Here is a 14,825-nt window from a genome sequence, read left to right on the forward strand (position 1 = left end):
GCCCCGCCCTGTAGAGAAACCTAGAAAAACACCATGCCACGTATCGTCAAGAAACACCCCCTCGCTCTGCGCTGGTTCCACTGGATCAACTTTCCGGTTCTGGCCGTGATGATCTGGTCGGGGACTCTGATCCTCTGGGCCAACGATACCTACGCGACCCAGCTCTGGCAGAGCGGCTACCGGGTGCTGCACGCGGGCAAGGACGATGAAAACCCGCCCAAGTGGCTCCGCGTGCCGGATAGTATTGTCGTGAAGCCCGATTTTCGGGTGGTCTACAACGGCGACACGCTCCCCGAAGACTACCCCGAGCCGGAGAAACGCACCGAGCTCGCTATCTACAAGCGCCTCGCGGAGGGAATGGCCTGGCACTTTTTGCTCGCCTGGTTCTTTGCGCTCAATGGCCTCGCCTACGTGATCTTTCTGCTGGCGAGCGGTCAGTGGCGGCACCTTGTCCCTAAGAAGAACTCCTTCGTTGAGGCGATAAAAGTCGCGCTCAAGGACCTCGCGTTCTGGAAGAAGCTGGAGCCCGCTCCCGAGGGCGAGAAGTACAACCATGCCCAGAGAATCGCCTACTCCAGTGTCTCGGTGCTGGGGGCGCTGATGCTGGTGACGGGCCTGGCGATCTCCAAGCCCGCACAGCTGGCCTGGCTCTCGGCACCCTTTGGCGGCTACCAGGGGGCGCGCTTGGTCCACTTTCTCGTGACCTGTCTCTTTGTGGCGTTTTTCTTTGTCCATGTGAGCCAGGTGGTGCGTGCGGGCTGGAACAACTTCCGCGCCATGGTCACTGGCTGGGAGCAGCTGCCCGATACGGAGGAAACCATTGTCCCCGAAACAGCGTTAATAGAAGAGGAAGAAGAAATTGTCGATGAACCCGAACCAACCACCACCGAGCAGCCCACCGACACAAGAGCTGACACCAGCGGAGCTTAAGCGCCTCTCACGCCGCTCGTTTCTCTGGGCGGGTGCGGGGGTAGCAGGGAGCCTGAGCCTGCTGTCGCTCTTCAACCACAAGGCCAAGGACGATGGCACGGGGATCAAGCAGGTCTTCCGGTCGGCGCACCTGACCAATGAAGCGCTGGCGCAGAGCCTGCTCTCGGGACGCCTCGCCCCGGAGTTTCCCGCCTCGCTTGCGGTCGAGCCGCGCAACAACTACCACGGTGCGACCCCCGAGATCGACCAGGCGGCCTGGCGGCTCCAGCACGGGGAGCTCTCGCTCTCGCTGGACGACCTCAAGACCCTCCCCGAGGTCTCGCTGACCACGGAGCTCAAGTGTGTGGAGGGCTGGAGCGCGATTGTCACCTGGACCGGCTGCCGCTTTGCGGACTTTGCCAAGAAGTACCCGCCGCTGCCGGGGAGCAAGTATGTCGCCCTGCGCTCCGAGCCCGCGGGCTTTGAAGACGAGTGGTACTACGTGGGTCTAGATATCGAGAGTGCGCTCCACCCCCAGACCCTCTTGGCGTGGTCGATGAACGGCCAGCCCCTCACGGCGGAGCACGGCGCACCGCTACGCCTCGCCATTCCGATCAAGTACGGCATCAAGAACATCAAGCTCATCACCCACCTGAGCTACGAGACCGAGCGGCCCCGTGACTACTGGGCCGATAGTGGGTACGATTTTTACGCAGGACTCTAAGACCATGAAAACAACACAGCTGATTGTGATCGCAACCCTCGCCTTGGGCGGCGCTGTCTGGGCACAGCAGAAGCCCACGGCCCCGGCTGCCCCCGCCCCGGCGCAGAAAGAGATCGACTGGAAGAAGCTCAGCGATGCCGAGTGGCGCAAGCGGCTCACCACAACCCAGTTCAATATCCTCCGTCGTGCCGCCACCGAGTACGCCTTCCGTAACGCCTACCACGACAACCACAAGCCCGGGACCTACCAGTGCGCAGGCTGTGCCCAGGAGCTCTTCTCCAGCGAGACCAAGTTCGACTCCGGCACCGGCTGGCCCAGCTTCTACCAGCCCGTCAAGAAGACCGCCGTGGTCGAGAAGCGCGACCCCGATGGCGAGCGCTCTGAGGTGGTCTGTAGCCGCTGCCTGGGGCACCTAGGCCATGTCTTCAACGATGCCGACGGCAACTACGGCATCCCCAAGACCCCCACCGGCCTGCGCTACTGCATGAACTCCGGCGCAATGAAGTTCATCCCCAAGGCTACCGGATCCGGGCATTAAAACAGCAGCTCATGTCCGTTCTTGAGCTAACAAAAGAGCTAAAATACCAGTTGCTCCAGGCACATCCCGGCCTGGAGCAACGTCTTCGACCGGGCCTGCCTCCACGCGACGCAGTCGCCCTGGCCGCCCGCTACGGTGTCACCCTCACCGACGAAGCCCTCGATTTTTTTTCTGTCCTCAATGGTTTTTATGACCCTTATGCGGAACCTCAACAAGAGACGCATCTCTACCAGGGACGGTTTTTAGAGAGCTTAGAGGATGCCCTGGAGCACTATCACGAGCTGTGGCGCCGCGGGGAAGATAAAGAAGAGCAGGCTCTGATCTTCAATGCCTACCAAGGTGAGTTCTTCCTGTTTGACTCGCAGGCTCTCCCACCACTACGTTTTTTGGGAGAGGACTCTCTGTTTTTCTACGCCTTCGATCTTCGAGGCGAAGGCAAACCGGTTTGGGACATGGATGACCTGAGCGGGTTGTCCGTTGTATTTGAAAATCTTGAGGCAATGCTTCGCACGTTGACTACCTTACTTGCCGAAGGCGTTCTTCTCTTTGACCAGGGAGAGTGGGGAATCGAGGATAGCCGCGCCGAGCGGGAGATCATGGAGCGCTGTAACTCCAAGTCCGGGGATTAAAAATCCCCGGTATGAACTTTTGGGGAGCGTCCCGGGGACGCAGGAAACGAGCTTTCCTGTGCGTCCTCGGGACGCTCTTTTTCGGGAGGCCGGTATTTCAATGCCGGGACGGGTAGAATCCCAGCAATGGCAAGACGAAAGATTGTGGTGCTGGGCTCGACCGGCTCGATTGGGACACAGACCCTCGATATCTGCGAGCGGCTGGGGAGTGAGCGAGCGCAGGTCGTGGGGCTCGTGGCGCGGCGGGACTCGGCGCTGCTGGGGGAGCAGGCGGCGCGCTGGGGGCTCTCGGGCGAGCGCGTCGTGGCCGTGGAGCGCGATGGTAGCGAGGCGATGACGCGGCTAGCGGTGCTTGATGAGGCCGATACGATTGTCGTGGCGGTCGCGGGTGCCGCGGGGCTGGCGGCGACCCTGGCGGCGTGCGCGGCGGGCAAGCGGGTCTGTATCGCCACCAAGGAGGTGCTGGTCGCCGCGGGAGCGCTGGTCACGCAGACTGCAAAAGACGGCGGTGCGACCCTCCTGCCTATCGACTCCGAGCACTCCGCCCTCTTCCAGTGCCTTGCGGGCTACGACCTCGCGCTGATCGACAAGCTCCATATCACGGCATCGGGCGGGCCGTTTCGGACCTGGGAGAAGGAGCGCATCCAGAACGCGACTGTCGAGGAGGCCCTCAACCACCCGACCTGGCGCATGGGCGGCAAGATCACGATCGACTCCGCGACCCTCATGAACAAAGGCCTGGAGATTATCGAGGCGTGCTGGCTCTACGGCGTGGGCGAGGAAAAAGTCGAGGTCGTGGTCCATCCGCAGTCGATCATCCACTCGTTTGTGGAGCTCCGCGATGGGGCACTCTTGGCACAGCTGGGGCTGCCGGACATGCGCCTGCCGATTCAGATCGCCCTGCTCCACCCCGAGAAAGTGGACACGGGAATCCCGCGCCTCAAGCCCACCGAGCTCCGTGACCTGACATTTGAAGCCCCCGACCACGAGCGCTTCCCCGCCATCACCCTCGCACGGCAGGCGTTTCGCACGGGAGGCACCGCGCCGGTCGTCCTGAACGCCTCCAACGAGGCTGCAGTGGGGGCGTTTCTGGAGGGAAAGCTGCGCTTTGGGCAGGTCCTGGAGCGGGTAGAGGCGGCCCTGAGTAGCATTCCGCATAGCGAAGCGGATACACTGGAAAAAATTGTGCGTGCAGATGCCACGGCGCGGCACTTTATCGCGGAGCATCTGTAGGAGAGAGCATTGCTGCATAAACTAGAGTCCTTGCTGACGTGGGCCATTCTCTTTGGAATCCTGATCTTTATCCACGAGCTGGGGCACTTCCTGGCCGCAAAAGCCTTCAAGTTCAAGGTCTACGAGTTTGCCTTTGGCCTGCCGTTTGGGAAAAAATGGCGGTACTGGTACGACGGTGAGACGGAGTACACGATCCGGGCGGTCTTGCTGGGAGGTTTTGTGGGCTTTGCCGAGGCGGAGGCCGACGACGAGACCCGGGACCGCCAGATGGCGGACTTCCACGCCAAGCCTATCTACCAGCGGCTGATCGTGATCCTCGCGGGGCCTATCGCCTCGTTCCTCTTGGGCTGGCTGGCCTTTGTGGCACTGGTCGGGCTGCGCGGAGTCGAGGTGCCAGGGCCACAGCTGGCGACCGTGGTCTCCGGGAGCCCCGCCGAGCAGGCAGGGATGAAGACCGGCGACAAGATCCTCAAGGTGGGCGGAGCACCGGTCGAGTCACTGAGCGCGATGATCGAGAAGGTCAATGCGTCCAAGGGCGAGCCCCTGCCGGTCGAGGTGGAGCGGGACCAGAAAACCGTCACCCTGAGCATCACTCCCAAGTCCGTGGACGAAGGCAAGGTCAAGGTCTACCGGATCGGGGTAGGGCTCCAGGCACCGCTGCGGGCGGCGCGCCCCGACGAAGTCCTGACCGAGGCGAACCGGCTGACGTCGCGCTTCTTTGAGGAGCTGCGCAAGCTGGTCTCCAAGCCACGGGACCTCAAGAAGAATATCGGGGGACCTATCGCCATCGCCGGCGCGGTCTCCGAGGTGACCAAGCTGGACTGGTCGGAGCGGGTGGGGGCGCTGCTGGGGATGATGGGGCAGCTCTCGCTCTCGCTCTACGCCGCGAACCTCTTTATCCCGATTCCGGTCTTCGACGGTGGCCAGGTGGTCTTGCTCCTGGTCGAGGCGGTTCGGCGGCGGCAGCTGAGCAAGGACCAGCAGATGTGGGTGGCGCTAGTGGGCTGGGCGATGGTGCTCCTGCTCTTTATCAGCACGACCTTCAACGATATTTTGCACCTGCTCGGCAAGGGCTAGCCCCGACACTGTCTGGGGAGGTGCGGTGCCGCACCTCCCCGCTCACCACTACTCGCCTTCTGTCTCGGGGGTAGCAAAGTTCCCCAGGTTCGCCTCACAGCGGGCATCCAGGTAGTCCAGAAGTCCGCGCGGGGCGACCGTCTGGCCGATATTGATGTAGGCGGAGATCTTCTGCTGAACCAGCTCAAGTGGGACATCCTCCGCGAAGATCGTCTGCCCGATATTGACATAGAGGTTGTCGTCTTTCACGTGCCGTAGGTAGCCTGCGGTGATGGTTTTTTGTCCGATCTCCTTGATGACATTCTTTACACCGACGGGGAGAGTGACTATGGGGCCGATGTGCTCGATCCGTGCGAGGAGGGCACCGCGCACCGCCTGAGGGGCGAGCAGTATTCCGGTCAGTCGGAGCCGGGAGAGCTTCTTCTGCACCTGCTCCACGGTGACGGTATCCGTGAACCAGAGGATCCCTACGACAATCAGTTTCTGGCCCTCTTCCATAGCCTCTAAGGCGAGGCCATCGAGCTCCAGCATTGGCCCCACGAGCAGGCGCTCGTCGGGATCGGCCTCGATAAAGGAGCCGACATTCTCGCTACTCACCCCCGAGAGACCGCCACGGATGGCGCTACTCACTAAGACGGTGCCGATATTGCGCAGGGACTTCAGCTGGCTTAGCTCTTCCAGGGTGCAGGTACGGAGGTCTAAAACCCCGACATTCTCGACATGGGGGCCAGGAACCCCGATCAGGTGCCCGGCGTTGCTGGCACCGGGTTGCATTGTCTCGTCTTCCATTATCTACTTTCCTTTCATGCGAGGCGCTACCGTGGATCGGCCAGTGCCTGGGAGTGCGTACGAATAGCAGCCACTTGTGAGTTGAAGCTCTGGAGAGCCTGGTGGATGGCGCGCCAGACAATCGTGTCCCGCTCCGCCTCTACGATTCGCTGGGCTATGTCTTTTGTGAGACGCTCTTGGTCGGTCGGGCTCAGGGTGAGCGCATCGGCAAGGAGCGCACGTAGCGCATCGTCGTTCATCTTGTACTCCAGCTCTCCAGCGCGGCTTCAAGGCGGACACGAGCCTCGTGGAGCCGTCGCCGCACCGTTCCCGGTGGCAGGCTCAGGATCGCCCCGATCTCTGTGGCGTCGCACTGCTCGAAGTAGCGCAGGACGATGAGCTCCCGGTCAGTATCGCTGAGGCGGGTTAAGGCACGGGCGATATCTACCCGGAGCGTGGGATCGTCGGGTGCCGCCGCGACGGTCTCCACGAGAGGCTCTAGAGGCTTTCTCTGGCGCCAGCTCTCGATGGCTCGGTGTCGTAGCGCCGTCAAGAGCCAGGCTCGCTGTCCGGAGTCGTCGCGGGTTTGAAGCGCTGCAAAGTGTCTCCAGGCAGAGAGCATGGTCTCTTGGGTCAGGTCGTCTGCGAGAGCGCCATCGCCAGTTCGTGCCAGGGCCATGGCTCGGACAAGCCCGAGGTGGCGCTGGTAAAACCGGTTGAAGCTCTCTTGCATCGTACTCTCAGCTTATAACACGAGTATGGGAGGCGGAAGTGTTCAGACTATTTTTAGGCTCGGGTAAGATAAGGCCATGCGCGTTTCTTGGCAGGCAGTGGGCGGGCTTGTGCCGCTGGTCGTGGTCGCGGGGCTGGCGCTGGCACGGCCGGAAGAGAGCAAGGTCGTCGTGCGGGACCCTGCGCCACAAGCACTGGCACTCGTGCCCGGTGGGCGAGCGCTAGTCGCCGAGCGTGGCACGGCAAGTGTCGCCCTGCTTGAGCTCGCTGAGGGGCGTGTCTTAAACCGCGTCTCCGTGGGCGCGGAGCCGTTTGGGCTGGCGGTGCGGGGGAGCGTGGCGGTCGTCACCAGCTACGGCGCGGACTCGCTGAGCGTGCTCTCCCTGGCTCCGAAGGGTGTTGGAGTGACAGCGACCTTTCCGGTGGGGGCAGAGCCGCGCGGGGTCGCGCTGAGCGCCGACGGTAAGCGGGCCTATGTCGCGCTGGGGGCCGAGAGCTGCATCGCGGTCGTGGACCTGGCGAGCCGTAAGGTGATCCGTCGTCTTCCCACGGGCCTAGAGCCCTGGCATGTTGCGCTTACGCCCGATGGCAAGCGCCTCGCGGTGGGTTGTACACGGGCACGTACCCTCTCGGTCTTTGCCGTGCCGTCGGGGCAGGAGCTCTACACCGTCCCCCTCAACGGTCGCAACGTGCGCCAGCTCGCGGTCTCCCCCGACAGCAAGCAGGCTTTTGTTCCCTTTATCAACGAGCGGCGCTTCCCGGCGACCAAGGACAATATCGGGCGGGGCTGGGTCGTGGGAAATCGTCTTGCGCGGGTGCCGCTCAGCGACGAAGGCCCGCGGGAGGCGATTGCGCTGGACACCAACGGCGATGCGCTGGGCGATGTCGAGGGCTGCGCACTCTCGCCCGATGGCCAGACTCTTGCCCTGACTGCGGGGGGAACTCATGAGCTGGTGCTCTTCTCTCGGATTGCCGGCCTGCCCTTTGTCGCTTTTGGTGGCCCCGAGGACTTTCTGGAGCCCGCATCGGTGCAGCGCATCCGGCGCATCAAACTGGGCGGCCGGCCGATGGGGGTCCAGTTCTCCCCCGAGGGCAAGCAGCTCGTGGTCGCCAATGACTTTCTCAATGCGGTGCAAGTGATCGAGGTGGTGACGGGCACGGTGACCAAGACAATCGCGCTTGGCGGGCCGGCGACGCCATCGCTCGTGCGCCAAGGGGAGATTCTCTTCCACGATGCCAAGCGCTCGTTTCACTCCTGGTACTCCTGCGCCTCGTGCCACACCGAGGGCCACACCAACGGCGGGAACTTCGACACCAAAAACGACGGTGGCTACGGCAAGCCGAAGAAGACCCTGAGCCTGCGGGGAGTGGCCCAGACCGCGCCCTACACCTGGCACGGCTGGCAGACCGACCTGCGCCAGGCGATCCGTGAGTCGTTTGTCAGTAGCATGCAGGGCGACGAGCCATCGGGGGCGGATCTCGATGCCGTGGAGGCCTACCTGAAGTCGCTCGACTGGAAGCGATCGCCCTTTCCCCCTAGCGCGGCGGGCAAGCAGGTCTTTGAGGCGAAGGGGTGCACAAGCTGCCACGGCGGACCGAACTACACATCGACAGCGATCACCAAGGTGGGGCTGGAGGAGCCTAGTGATGTCTACCAGGGCTACAACCCACCCAGCCTGCGCAATGTCTACAGCCGCGCTCCGTACCTGCACGATGGCCGCGCCGCCACTCTGGAGGATGTCCTCACCAAGTACCACCGCCCGAGTACACTTACCAGCCAGCCGGACTGCACACCCCAGGAGCTCAGAGACCTGGTAGCGTTCTTAAAGAGCCTCTAGTCCTCGGGGACACGGTGGCACTGGCGGCAGCGGGCCTCGTAGTGCTCGGTCGCGCCGATCAAGACGGTCGGGGCGCTGGCAGGGGCGGGCTGGCCGTCCAAGAGCCGCTGCGACCGGGCGGCATCCCCGCCACAGACCGCGCAGATCGCCCTGAGCTTCACCACATTGTCTGCGACTGCGATCAGGCTTGGCATCGCGCCAAAGGGAGCGCCGCGAAAGTCCATGTCCAGCCCCGAGACAATCACCTCTTTGCCTTCGTCGGCGAGGGCCTGGCAGACCGAGAAGATGTCTTCGTCGAAGAACTGCGCCTCTTCTATGGCGATGACCTGGGTCTCTGGGGCGATGGAGAGATAGAGCGACGCCGAGCTCTCGACCGCAAGGGCTTCGTGGAGCGCGCCGTTGTGGGAGCGAATCACCGTGGCGGGATCGCGGGTATCGAGGGCGGGCTTGAAGACCTGGACCGTGCGCCGCGCGTAGAGCGCACGGCGCACCAGACGGATCAGCTCCTCGGTCTTTCCCGAGAACATCGAGCCACAGATGACAGTGAGGGAACCAGCAGGCATACGGACTATTTTATCGTTTCCAAAGTGCCCGAGGAACGAATAACCCGAGGAACGAGTCCTCGGGCTTAAGAAGGCGACGGCTGCCTTCGCAGCCAACCGAATCTCTTGGGCACGAAGGTGCCCGTCGCCCTTTAAAGCCCGGACACTCGTTGTCTGGGATTCTCGTTGTCCGGGCACCTTGTCTGAGATTACTCAGCTGGCGCCGAGCCGCCGCGGCGCTCGGCGTAGGCGTGCTCAGCAGGGACGGTCACCAGCTCGCGCTCGGGGAAGCGGAGCGCGGCCAAGAAGCCCCCAAAGACACAGCCACCGTCGAGGTTGACCGTATTATTCACAAAGCGGATCTCGTCTTGTGGCGTGTGACCGTAGCAGATCAAGGGGCCAGAGTCCCCGTTTTCGCGCTCGGCGGCCCAGTCGTGGCGGAGCGGCATGCCATCGGGCGCGAAGCCGCGGACATCCCCAAAGCGCGTGAAGCGGGTGATAAAGTCTGAGCTCTGCCCCAGCATGTCGTCGCGAATCCCCGCGTGCGCCACCGCGAGCCTGCCCTCCGCGAGCACAAGGTGCACCGGCTGGGGCGCGAGGTAGGCCAGGATATCCAGCGTGAGCCGCTCGCGCTCCTTCTCGGGCATCCCCAGGAGCTGCTCCTCGGTTAAATCTAGGCCGTGGGTGCGCTGGACCTTTCCGCCCTGGAGCATACGAAAGAGCTTGTCATCGTGGTTGCCGGGGACAAAGAGGGCCTTGTCCGCCGCGACCAGGTCACAGACAAACCGGAGGACGCCCGGCGAGTCGGGGCCACGGTCGGCGAGGTCCCCCACAAAGACCGGGACGCGGCCCGTGGGGTGGGTGCTCTCGTGGTCGTAGCCGAGCTTTGTGAGCAGGCTCTTGAGCTCGGGGAGGCAGCCGTGCACATCGCCGATCACATCGAAGGCGGGCGCGGCGACAGCACCGGGCGTGGTCTGGACGGTCACCGTGTCTTGTTGCTCCGGGGTGAGGACATGGAGCGCGGCAAGGCGCGTGTCCTTGGCCAGCTCGCGCAGGGCCTGCTCCAGAGTCGCCCGGTGGCGCGTCACCACTTTCTCCCCGACAGAGCGCTCTGTACGCAGGGAGTCGCGCCGGATCGCCTCGTCGAGCGGGACATCGAAGGCAACCACGACCACGGGAACCCGCGCCTCTTGGGCAAGCGCGATCAGCCGATCCCGCGCCCCCGGCTTGAGAGCGGTTGAGTCCGCGACTGTGAGGCGGCGGTTCTTGAGCCGGAGCGCAATCCACTGGTGAAAGAGCGCAAAGGCATCGTCGTTGGCGCTCTGCGATGCGGCACTGTCCACGACCATCTCACGGCACTGGTCGCTGGAGACAAGCTGGGAGGGGAGAAAGTGCCGCCGCGCCCAGGTCGATTTGCCCGAGCCCGACGCGCCACACAGAACGATCAAGCAGACTGGGGGGAAGTTGAGTGTCATCACAGGAATTGTATCGTCTGAGAGAGGCGGCGTGGTAAAAGTCCCGCCGATCAGAACGGCCGGACGGGAGAGCCTCTGGCTACGAAGGCCGTTCCGGCCATGAAATTTTTTTTGGTTGCGTTTTGTCAGATTTGGGGAGTCTCACCCGTTATAGGGGTGTGGAAAAGCGACGACGAAATCATACAGAGCTGGCGGTGCATCTGGTCTGGACGACCTGGAAGCGCATGCCCCTGATCCGAAGTAGTGAGCTGGAGCGTAGCCTCTGGCGCGTGATACAGAACGAAGCAGAGATCCTAGGATGCTCGGTTCTCGCGATTGGAGGAATGCCAGATCACGTGCACCTGGTTCTGGTGCAACCACCAAGCCTCTCTTTATCGAAACTGTTAAACCAGCTCAAAGGTGTTTCTTCGTCGGTGGCACGTACACAACTCGGCAGCGAGGCATTTTTTCAGTGGGCGGAAGGCTACTCTGCCTTCTCCCTGAGCAGCACGCACTGCCAGAATGCGATTGCCTATGTCCAGTCCCAGAAAGAGCACCACTCGCTTGAGACGCTCTGGGAGCGCTGGGAAGAAACCCCCGACCTAGAGCTATGGGCGGAACGCCCTTCGTAGCCAGAGGCTCTCCCGTCCCCCCGTTCCAATCGGGGGGGCTTATACCCACTCCAGGGTGGCATCGGGGAGGGCGTTGTTGAGCTCGTCGCAGACATCCTGCTCTTTGACATCGGGGCGCATGCGGATCGTCACCAGCAAGACCCGGCGGCCATCGGGGTGGTCTTCGGTCTCGAAGCTGGAGACGGTCGCGCCGGCCTCGGTGAGGGCGGTAAGGGCTGCGCTGACCGCACCCTTGTGTCGGTTGACCGTGATGGTCAGCGTGGTCTGGCGCTCGTTTTTATGGATCAGGTTCTCCGACCAGCGCCCGACACTCAGCGTGAAGAGCACCAAGAGAGTCGTGAACGTGGCGGTGGCCGGGTAGATTCCCCCCGCACCACAGGCGATCCCGATCGCGGCGACGATCCAGACGGTCGCGGCGGTCGTCAGGCCCCGTACCGAGAGCCCGCGGCGCAGGATCACGCCCGCCCCCAGAAAGCCAATACCGGTCACCACCTGGGCTGCGATCCGCCCCGGGTCGCCGCTGGGGAAGTGGATTCGGGTGAGCAAGCACGCCCCCAGGCAGACCAGAACGTGCGTGCGGAGCCCTGCCGAGTGGTTGGTCGCCTCCCGCTGCGCCCCGATAAAGCCCCCAAGGAGCGAGGCCAGGATGAGATAGCCCGCCTCGGTGTAGAAGGACAGGGCCTGCGGTTGAAGGAAAAAGTCCCACGGCGGACGCAAACTCATTCGACAATTGTACCGTACCATGGGGAGAAGCTATACTGAGACCATGCTTGAACTGGCGAAGCTCTACGCCACGGTGACCTACTTCCATCCCCGTGCGGGTGCGCGCTGGGCGGAGGCAACGGAGGCCTATTTCCCCGAGGTGCTCCGTGCCCCCAACCCGGAGACCCTGGGGCGCTGGCTGAGCGTGCTCGACGACCCATGGACCGGTGTGGTTACTTCCAAGCCCGAGCCACAACCCGAGAGCGCGACTCCCGGCTACACCGCGACCACCGCCGAGGGCTGGCCGCTCCTGACCCTCTCCGATGTGGGCTGGCTCCTCACCCCGGAGGGCGAGCGCTGCCTGGCAGGGTTTATCGCCCAGGCGAGCCGGGCTCCTGCGGCGATCCTCGACCTGCGCACGGCTCAGCTTCCACGTCGCAGTGCCGCCGCTCGCCTTGCGACCCTCACCGATGGGATCGCCCAGCCCGCTCTCTGGCAGCGCGCCCACTACGGCAAGGTCCCCGAGGCACAGAGCGCGACCGGCAACTTTCGCACCGGCTGGGTGGGGCGTGCGGCTGTCATCTCCCTGGCGCGCTGGCCGCTGACCGCGGTCGTGCTGAGCCCCCAGAGCCCCGTGCCGCCGTTTGTCCTCGCGCTGGCACAGCTCGGTCAGGCGGTCTTGTTGTGTGAGGGGGAGGTCCCACTTAGAGAGCCCTGGGCTCCGACCACGACTGTCACCCTTCCTGGTGGCCCGACCCTCCGTGTCCGAACGGGGCTCACCGAGCTACCCAGGCTACAGCCCACCCGCGACCCCCTCCCTGAGGCGCGTGCCTGGCTAGCCGCGAACCTTGCCCTACCCTCTGAGGAGCGTAAGGGGACGAGCGCACTCCTGCCGTCGGGGCAGCCACGCCTCGTTCCTCCCACAACCCGCCTGCACGCGGCCCTGCGGCTCTGGAGTGCGCTCTGGCTGCTCCATCCCCACCGCGTGGCCCTGCAGCCCGAGCTGGAGCGGGCGTGGCCAGGGTTCTTGGCCCAGGTACAGGCCGCCGGGGACGCGCCCACGTTCCACAAGGCCGTGCGCCAGCTCCTGCGACTGACTCGCGATGGCCACGCCGTCACCGTGACCCCGCTGGACAGCCTGCTCTTTGGGAGCGTGGGAGCGGCGGTGCGCCTACAGACCATTGAGGGCAAGGCGACTGTCGTGGCGCTTCGTGGGGCCAGTGAGCTGAAGGTGGGGGATGCGGTGGTGGCGGTGGAGGGCGTGCCGCTGACCGTGCGACGGGCCCAGCTCGATCCCTACCTGGCTGCCGGGACCCCCCAGGCCCGGGAGAACTACCTCAACAACCGCGTGCTGCTCGGGCAACGCGGGAGCCTGGCAAACCTCACGCTGGAAGGGGGACGTCAGGTGGCTGTCCCACGCCTGCCCTCCGATGGCAAGGAGCGTCAGGGCGAGGTGGTGCGTGTTCTGAAGGGGGGCGTGGTCTACGCCGATCTCGACCGCCTGACCCGCCCCGAAATTGCGCCTTTTTTTGTGCACTTTGGCCAGGCACCCGGCCTGATCTTCGACTTACGCGGCTATGTGGAAGAGACAGCCTGGGAGCTGGCACCCTACCTCGCACCCACGGAGCCGCTGATTGCGGCGCGCTTCCACCGGCCGGTGGCGCTGCCCCCGGAGGATGGCGAGCTCGCGGGGCGGCACCTGGACGAGGTCTTTGACCAGACTCTCCCCCGCCGCACGACCCAGCGGCGCTACCGTGGGAGGGTGGCGGTGCTCATCGACGAGCGCACGCAGAGCCAGGCCGAGCACACAGTGCTGTTTCTCAAGGCCTGCGGGGCGCTGCTGGTGGGCTCCCCAACGGCCGGGGCGGTGGGGGATGTGACGAACCTGCTCCTAAGCGATGGGATCGTCGTGCGCTTCTCCGGCCAAGATGTCCGCCTCCCGGAGGGCACCAAGGTGGCAGGGGTCGGCGTGATGCCTGCGCTACGCAAACGGCCCACCCGGAGAGGTCTCCAGGCGGGCCGTGATGAGGTGCTTGAGGCAGCGCTGGGCGCTATTCTTTCACACGGGTGAGCGGCTGGCTCTTGCCCGCATTGGTGAGCGTCAGCGTGTCGCCCTCGATCTTGAATGTCCCTGTGGACTGGCGCTTGTCGGCGGGGATCATGTTGAGGATCATCGCCGGGTTGGCACTGGTGAGGCTCGTGGTGAGCTTGTCCCCATCGGCGCTCCAGGTCCCCGAGAGATTGGCGGTCTGGCCCATCACCGAGGCGGAGACGGACATCTGACCGCCTTCTTTGAACTCAAAGGTCGCCGGGATACTGTTAAAGTTCCCCGACCACTTCCCCACGGGCGTGGGTTTTTTACAGCCCACGGAGAGAACAAGAGCCGGGACCAGACAGGCCGCGGCAAGCATCTTTATTTTCATATCGACTTACTCCTAGCCGCCGGTGGCGACTTTCACTAAGGTGGGACGGAGGACCTTGGTTCCCAGCAGGTAGCCCCGCTGAAGCTCCTCGACAATGGTATTCTCCGGCAGGTCACTGTTCTCATCGCGGAGGACAGCGTTGTGCAGGTTGGGATCGAACGGGGTGCCGGTGGTTCCCGGAATCACCATCACGCCCTCACCGGCGAGTGCCTCACCGAACTGCTTGTAGATCGCATTGACCCCCACGACAAGCTTGTCGTAGTCGCTGGTCTGGGAGGCGGCGATGAGCGCGCGCTCAAAGTTATCGAGAATGGGGAGGAGCTTCTGCAGGATATCCTCGATCAGGTAGCCCTTGAGCCCCTCGCGCTCCTCTTCCGTGCGACGCTTGAGGTTGGAAAAATCGGCGCGGGCGCGAAGAAAATCGGTGCGTGCGGCGTCGAGCTCCGCGGTCAGGCTCTCCACTTGGGCTTGAAGCTGAGCCACATCGGAGGTTCCTGCCTCCGTGTCGGTCATAGGTGGTGCGCTATCGGCATCAAACTCCGCCCCAGACCCGGTCTGGGCAGTGCTGTCGTCGGTCATGGCGTCTCCGTTGGAATTTTTATCGCGTTTAAAACGTGAAAACAC

At 63.8% G+C, this 14,825-nt stretch carries 17 protein-coding genes; 9 read left to right on the top strand and 8 right to left on the bottom strand.

The genetic code is table 11. The annotated features are described in order from the left end of the window. Positions 1 to 33: 33 nt before the first annotated feature. The 6 genes from HNQ39_RS16725 (at position 34) to HNQ39_RS16750 (ending at position 5,110) form a co-directional block, all read left to right on the top strand. Entirely contained in the window at positions 34 to 930 is an 897-nt protein-coding gene (locus HNQ39_RS16725; RefSeq protein WP_184198776.1) for a cytochrome b/b6 domain-containing protein, read from the top strand. Then, positions 866 to 1,633, top strand: a complete 768-nt coding sequence (locus HNQ39_RS16730) for a molybdopterin-dependent oxidoreductase (RefSeq protein WP_184198779.1) — start codon at positions 866 to 868, stop codon at positions 1,631 to 1,633. The genes HNQ39_RS16725 and HNQ39_RS16730 overlap by 65 nt, the downstream gene beginning before the upstream one ends. Before the next feature lie 4 nt (positions 1,634 to 1,637). Continuing rightward, positions 1,638 to 2,171, top strand: a complete 534-nt coding sequence (msrB, locus tag HNQ39_RS16735; protein WP_184198782.1) for a peptide-methionine (R)-S-oxide reductase MsrB — start codon at positions 1,638 to 1,640, stop codon at positions 2,169 to 2,171. 11 nt (positions 2,172 to 2,182) lie between these two features. After that, positions 2,183 to 2,800, top strand: a complete 618-nt coding sequence (locus HNQ39_RS16740) for a hypothetical protein (protein ID WP_184198785.1) — start codon at positions 2,183 to 2,185, stop codon at positions 2,798 to 2,800. Between the two features lie 126 nt (positions 2,801 to 2,926). Further along, a complete protein-coding gene (gene dxr, locus HNQ39_RS16745; RefSeq protein WP_184198788.1) occupies positions 2,927 to 4,033 on the top strand; it encodes a 1-deoxy-D-xylulose-5-phosphate reductoisomerase in 1,107 nt (368 codons plus the stop codon). Positions 4,034 to 4,063: 30 nt separating this feature from the next. After that, positions 4,064 to 5,110, top strand: coding sequence for a M50 family metallopeptidase (locus tag HNQ39_RS16750; protein WP_184198791.1), 1,047 nt, complete (start codon positions 4,064 to 4,066; stop codon positions 5,108 to 5,110). Positions 5,111 to 5,158: 48 nt separating this feature from the next. Here the strand turns inward: HNQ39_RS16750 and HNQ39_RS16755 are convergent, their stop codons facing one another. The 3 genes from HNQ39_RS16755 to HNQ39_RS16765 are packed head-to-tail and all read right to left on the bottom strand — an operon-like array spanning position 5,159 to position 6,611. Further along, complete coding sequence (locus tag HNQ39_RS16755; RefSeq protein WP_184198794.1) at positions 5,159 to 5,899, bottom strand: hypothetical protein; 741 nt, start codon at positions 5,897 to 5,899, stop codon at positions 5,159 to 5,161. 26 nt (positions 5,900 to 5,925) lie between these two features. Further along, positions 5,926 to 6,138, bottom strand: a complete 213-nt coding sequence (locus HNQ39_RS16760) for a hypothetical protein (protein ID WP_184198797.1) — start codon at positions 6,136 to 6,138, stop codon at positions 5,926 to 5,928. Further along, on the bottom strand, positions 6,135 to 6,611 hold the full coding sequence (locus HNQ39_RS16765; RefSeq protein WP_184198800.1) for an RNA polymerase sigma factor: 477 nt from the start codon (positions 6,609 to 6,611) through the stop codon (positions 6,135 to 6,137). Before HNQ39_RS16765 ends, HNQ39_RS16760 begins: the two co-directional genes overlap by 4 nt. A 76-nt stretch (positions 6,612 to 6,687) precedes the next feature. On the opposite strand from HNQ39_RS16765, the gene HNQ39_RS16770 reads away from it, so the two are divergent. Next, the gene (locus tag HNQ39_RS16770) at positions 6,688 to 8,448 is read left to right on the top strand and encodes a c-type cytochrome (RefSeq protein ID WP_184198803.1); all 1,761 of its coding nucleotides are present in this window, start codon (positions 6,688 to 6,690) and stop codon (positions 8,446 to 8,448) included. Here HNQ39_RS16770 and HNQ39_RS16775 read toward each other — a convergent pair. Continuing rightward, positions 8,445 to 9,011 (bottom strand): thymidine kinase, encoded by a 567-nt coding sequence (locus HNQ39_RS16775; RefSeq protein WP_184198806.1) that lies wholly within the window; start codon positions 9,009 to 9,011, stop codon positions 8,445 to 8,447. The two genes, HNQ39_RS16770 and HNQ39_RS16775, sit on opposite strands and share 4 nt — an antisense overlap. Positions 9,012 to 9,199: 188 nt before the next feature. After that, the gene (locus tag HNQ39_RS16780) at positions 9,200 to 10,465 is read right to left on the bottom strand and encodes an AAA family ATPase (RefSeq protein WP_184198810.1); all 1,266 of its coding nucleotides are present in this window, start codon (positions 10,463 to 10,465) and stop codon (positions 9,200 to 9,202) included. 158 nt (positions 10,466 to 10,623) lie between these two features. On the opposite strand from HNQ39_RS16780, the gene tnpA reads away from it, so the two are divergent. Next, entirely contained in the window at positions 10,624 to 11,076 is a 453-nt protein-coding gene (tnpA, locus tag HNQ39_RS16785; RefSeq protein WP_184198813.1) for an IS200/IS605 family transposase, read from the top strand. Between the two features lie 39 nt (positions 11,077 to 11,115). On the opposite strand, the gene HNQ39_RS16790 is transcribed toward tnpA, so the two are convergent. Continuing rightward, positions 11,116 to 11,799 carry an MgtC/SapB family protein gene (locus HNQ39_RS16790; protein ID WP_184198816.1) on the bottom strand — a complete coding sequence of 228 codons (684 nt, stop codon included), beginning with the start codon at positions 11,797 to 11,799 and terminating at the stop codon, positions 11,116 to 11,118. Positions 11,800 to 11,842: 43 nt separating this feature from the next. Here HNQ39_RS16790 and HNQ39_RS16795 point away from each other — a divergent pair, with 43 nt between their 5' ends. Then, entirely contained in the window at positions 11,843 to 13,849 is a 2,007-nt protein-coding gene (locus HNQ39_RS16795; protein ID WP_184198819.1) for a S41 family peptidase, read from the top strand. On the opposite strand, the gene HNQ39_RS16800 is transcribed toward HNQ39_RS16795, so the two are convergent. Next, complete coding sequence (locus HNQ39_RS16800; RefSeq protein WP_184198822.1) at positions 13,830 to 14,201, bottom strand: META domain-containing protein; 372 nt, start codon at positions 14,199 to 14,201, stop codon at positions 13,830 to 13,832. The two genes, HNQ39_RS16795 and HNQ39_RS16800, sit on opposite strands and share 20 nt — an antisense overlap. 12 nt (positions 14,202 to 14,213) lie before the next feature. Next, on the bottom strand, positions 14,214 to 14,825 hold the full coding sequence (gene grpE, locus HNQ39_RS16805; protein ID WP_184198825.1) for a nucleotide exchange factor GrpE: 612 nt from the start codon (positions 14,823 to 14,825) through the stop codon (positions 14,214 to 14,216).

It is taken from the genome of Armatimonas rosea, from assembly GCF_014202505.1.
GTDB lineage: Bacteria > Armatimonadota > Armatimonadia > Armatimonadales > Armatimonadaceae > Armatimonas > Armatimonas rosea.

What these genes read in the sequence shown, in the direction of transcription:
- HNQ39_RS16760 (WP_184198797.1), bottom strand. Translation starts at nt 6,138, where the DNA reads ATGAACGACGATGCGCTACGTGCGCTCCTTGCCGATGCGCTCACCCTG.
- HNQ39_RS16765 (WP_184198800.1), bottom strand. Translation starts at nt 6,611, where the DNA reads ATGCAAGAGAGCTTCAACCGGTTTTACCAGCGCCACCTCGGGCTTGTC.
- dxr (WP_184198788.1), top strand. Translation starts at nt 2,927, where the DNA reads ATGGCAAGACGAAAGATTGTGGTGCTGGGCTCGACCGGCTCGATTGGG.
- HNQ39_RS16730 (WP_184198779.1), top strand. Translation starts at nt 866, where the DNA reads ATGAACCCGAACCAACCACCACCGAGCAGCCCACCGACACAAGAGCTG.
- msrB (WP_184198782.1), top strand. Translation starts at nt 1,638, where the DNA reads ATGAAAACAACACAGCTGATTGTGATCGCAACCCTCGCCTTGGGCGGC.
- HNQ39_RS16800 (WP_184198822.1), bottom strand. Translation starts at nt 14,201, where the DNA reads ATGAAAATAAAGATGCTTGCCGCGGCCTGTCTGGTCCCGGCTCTTGTT.
- HNQ39_RS16740 (WP_184198785.1), top strand. Translation starts at nt 2,183, where the DNA reads ATGTCCGTTCTTGAGCTAACAAAAGAGCTAAAATACCAGTTGCTCCAG.
- HNQ39_RS16770 (WP_184198803.1), top strand. Translation starts at nt 6,688, where the DNA reads ATGCGCGTTTCTTGGCAGGCAGTGGGCGGGCTTGTGCCGCTGGTCGTG.
- HNQ39_RS16755 (WP_184198794.1), bottom strand. Translation starts at nt 5,899, where the DNA reads ATGGAAGACGAGACAATGCAACCCGGTGCCAGCAACGCCGGGCACCTG.
- HNQ39_RS16725 (WP_184198776.1), top strand. Translation starts at nt 34, where the DNA reads ATGCCACGTATCGTCAAGAAACACCCCCTCGCTCTGCGCTGGTTCCAC.
- HNQ39_RS16775 (WP_184198806.1), bottom strand. Translation starts at nt 9,011, where the DNA reads ATGCCTGCTGGTTCCCTCACTGTCATCTGTGGCTCGATGTTCTCGGGA.
- HNQ39_RS16795 (WP_184198819.1), top strand. Translation starts at nt 11,843, where the DNA reads ATGCTTGAACTGGCGAAGCTCTACGCCACGGTGACCTACTTCCATCCC.
- HNQ39_RS16790 (WP_184198816.1), bottom strand. Translation starts at nt 11,799, where the DNA reads ATGAGTTTGCGTCCGCCGTGGGACTTTTTCCTTCAACCGCAGGCCCTG.
- HNQ39_RS16780 (WP_184198810.1), bottom strand. Translation starts at nt 10,465, where the DNA reads ATGACACTCAACTTCCCCCCAGTCTGCTTGATCGTTCTGTGTGGCGCG.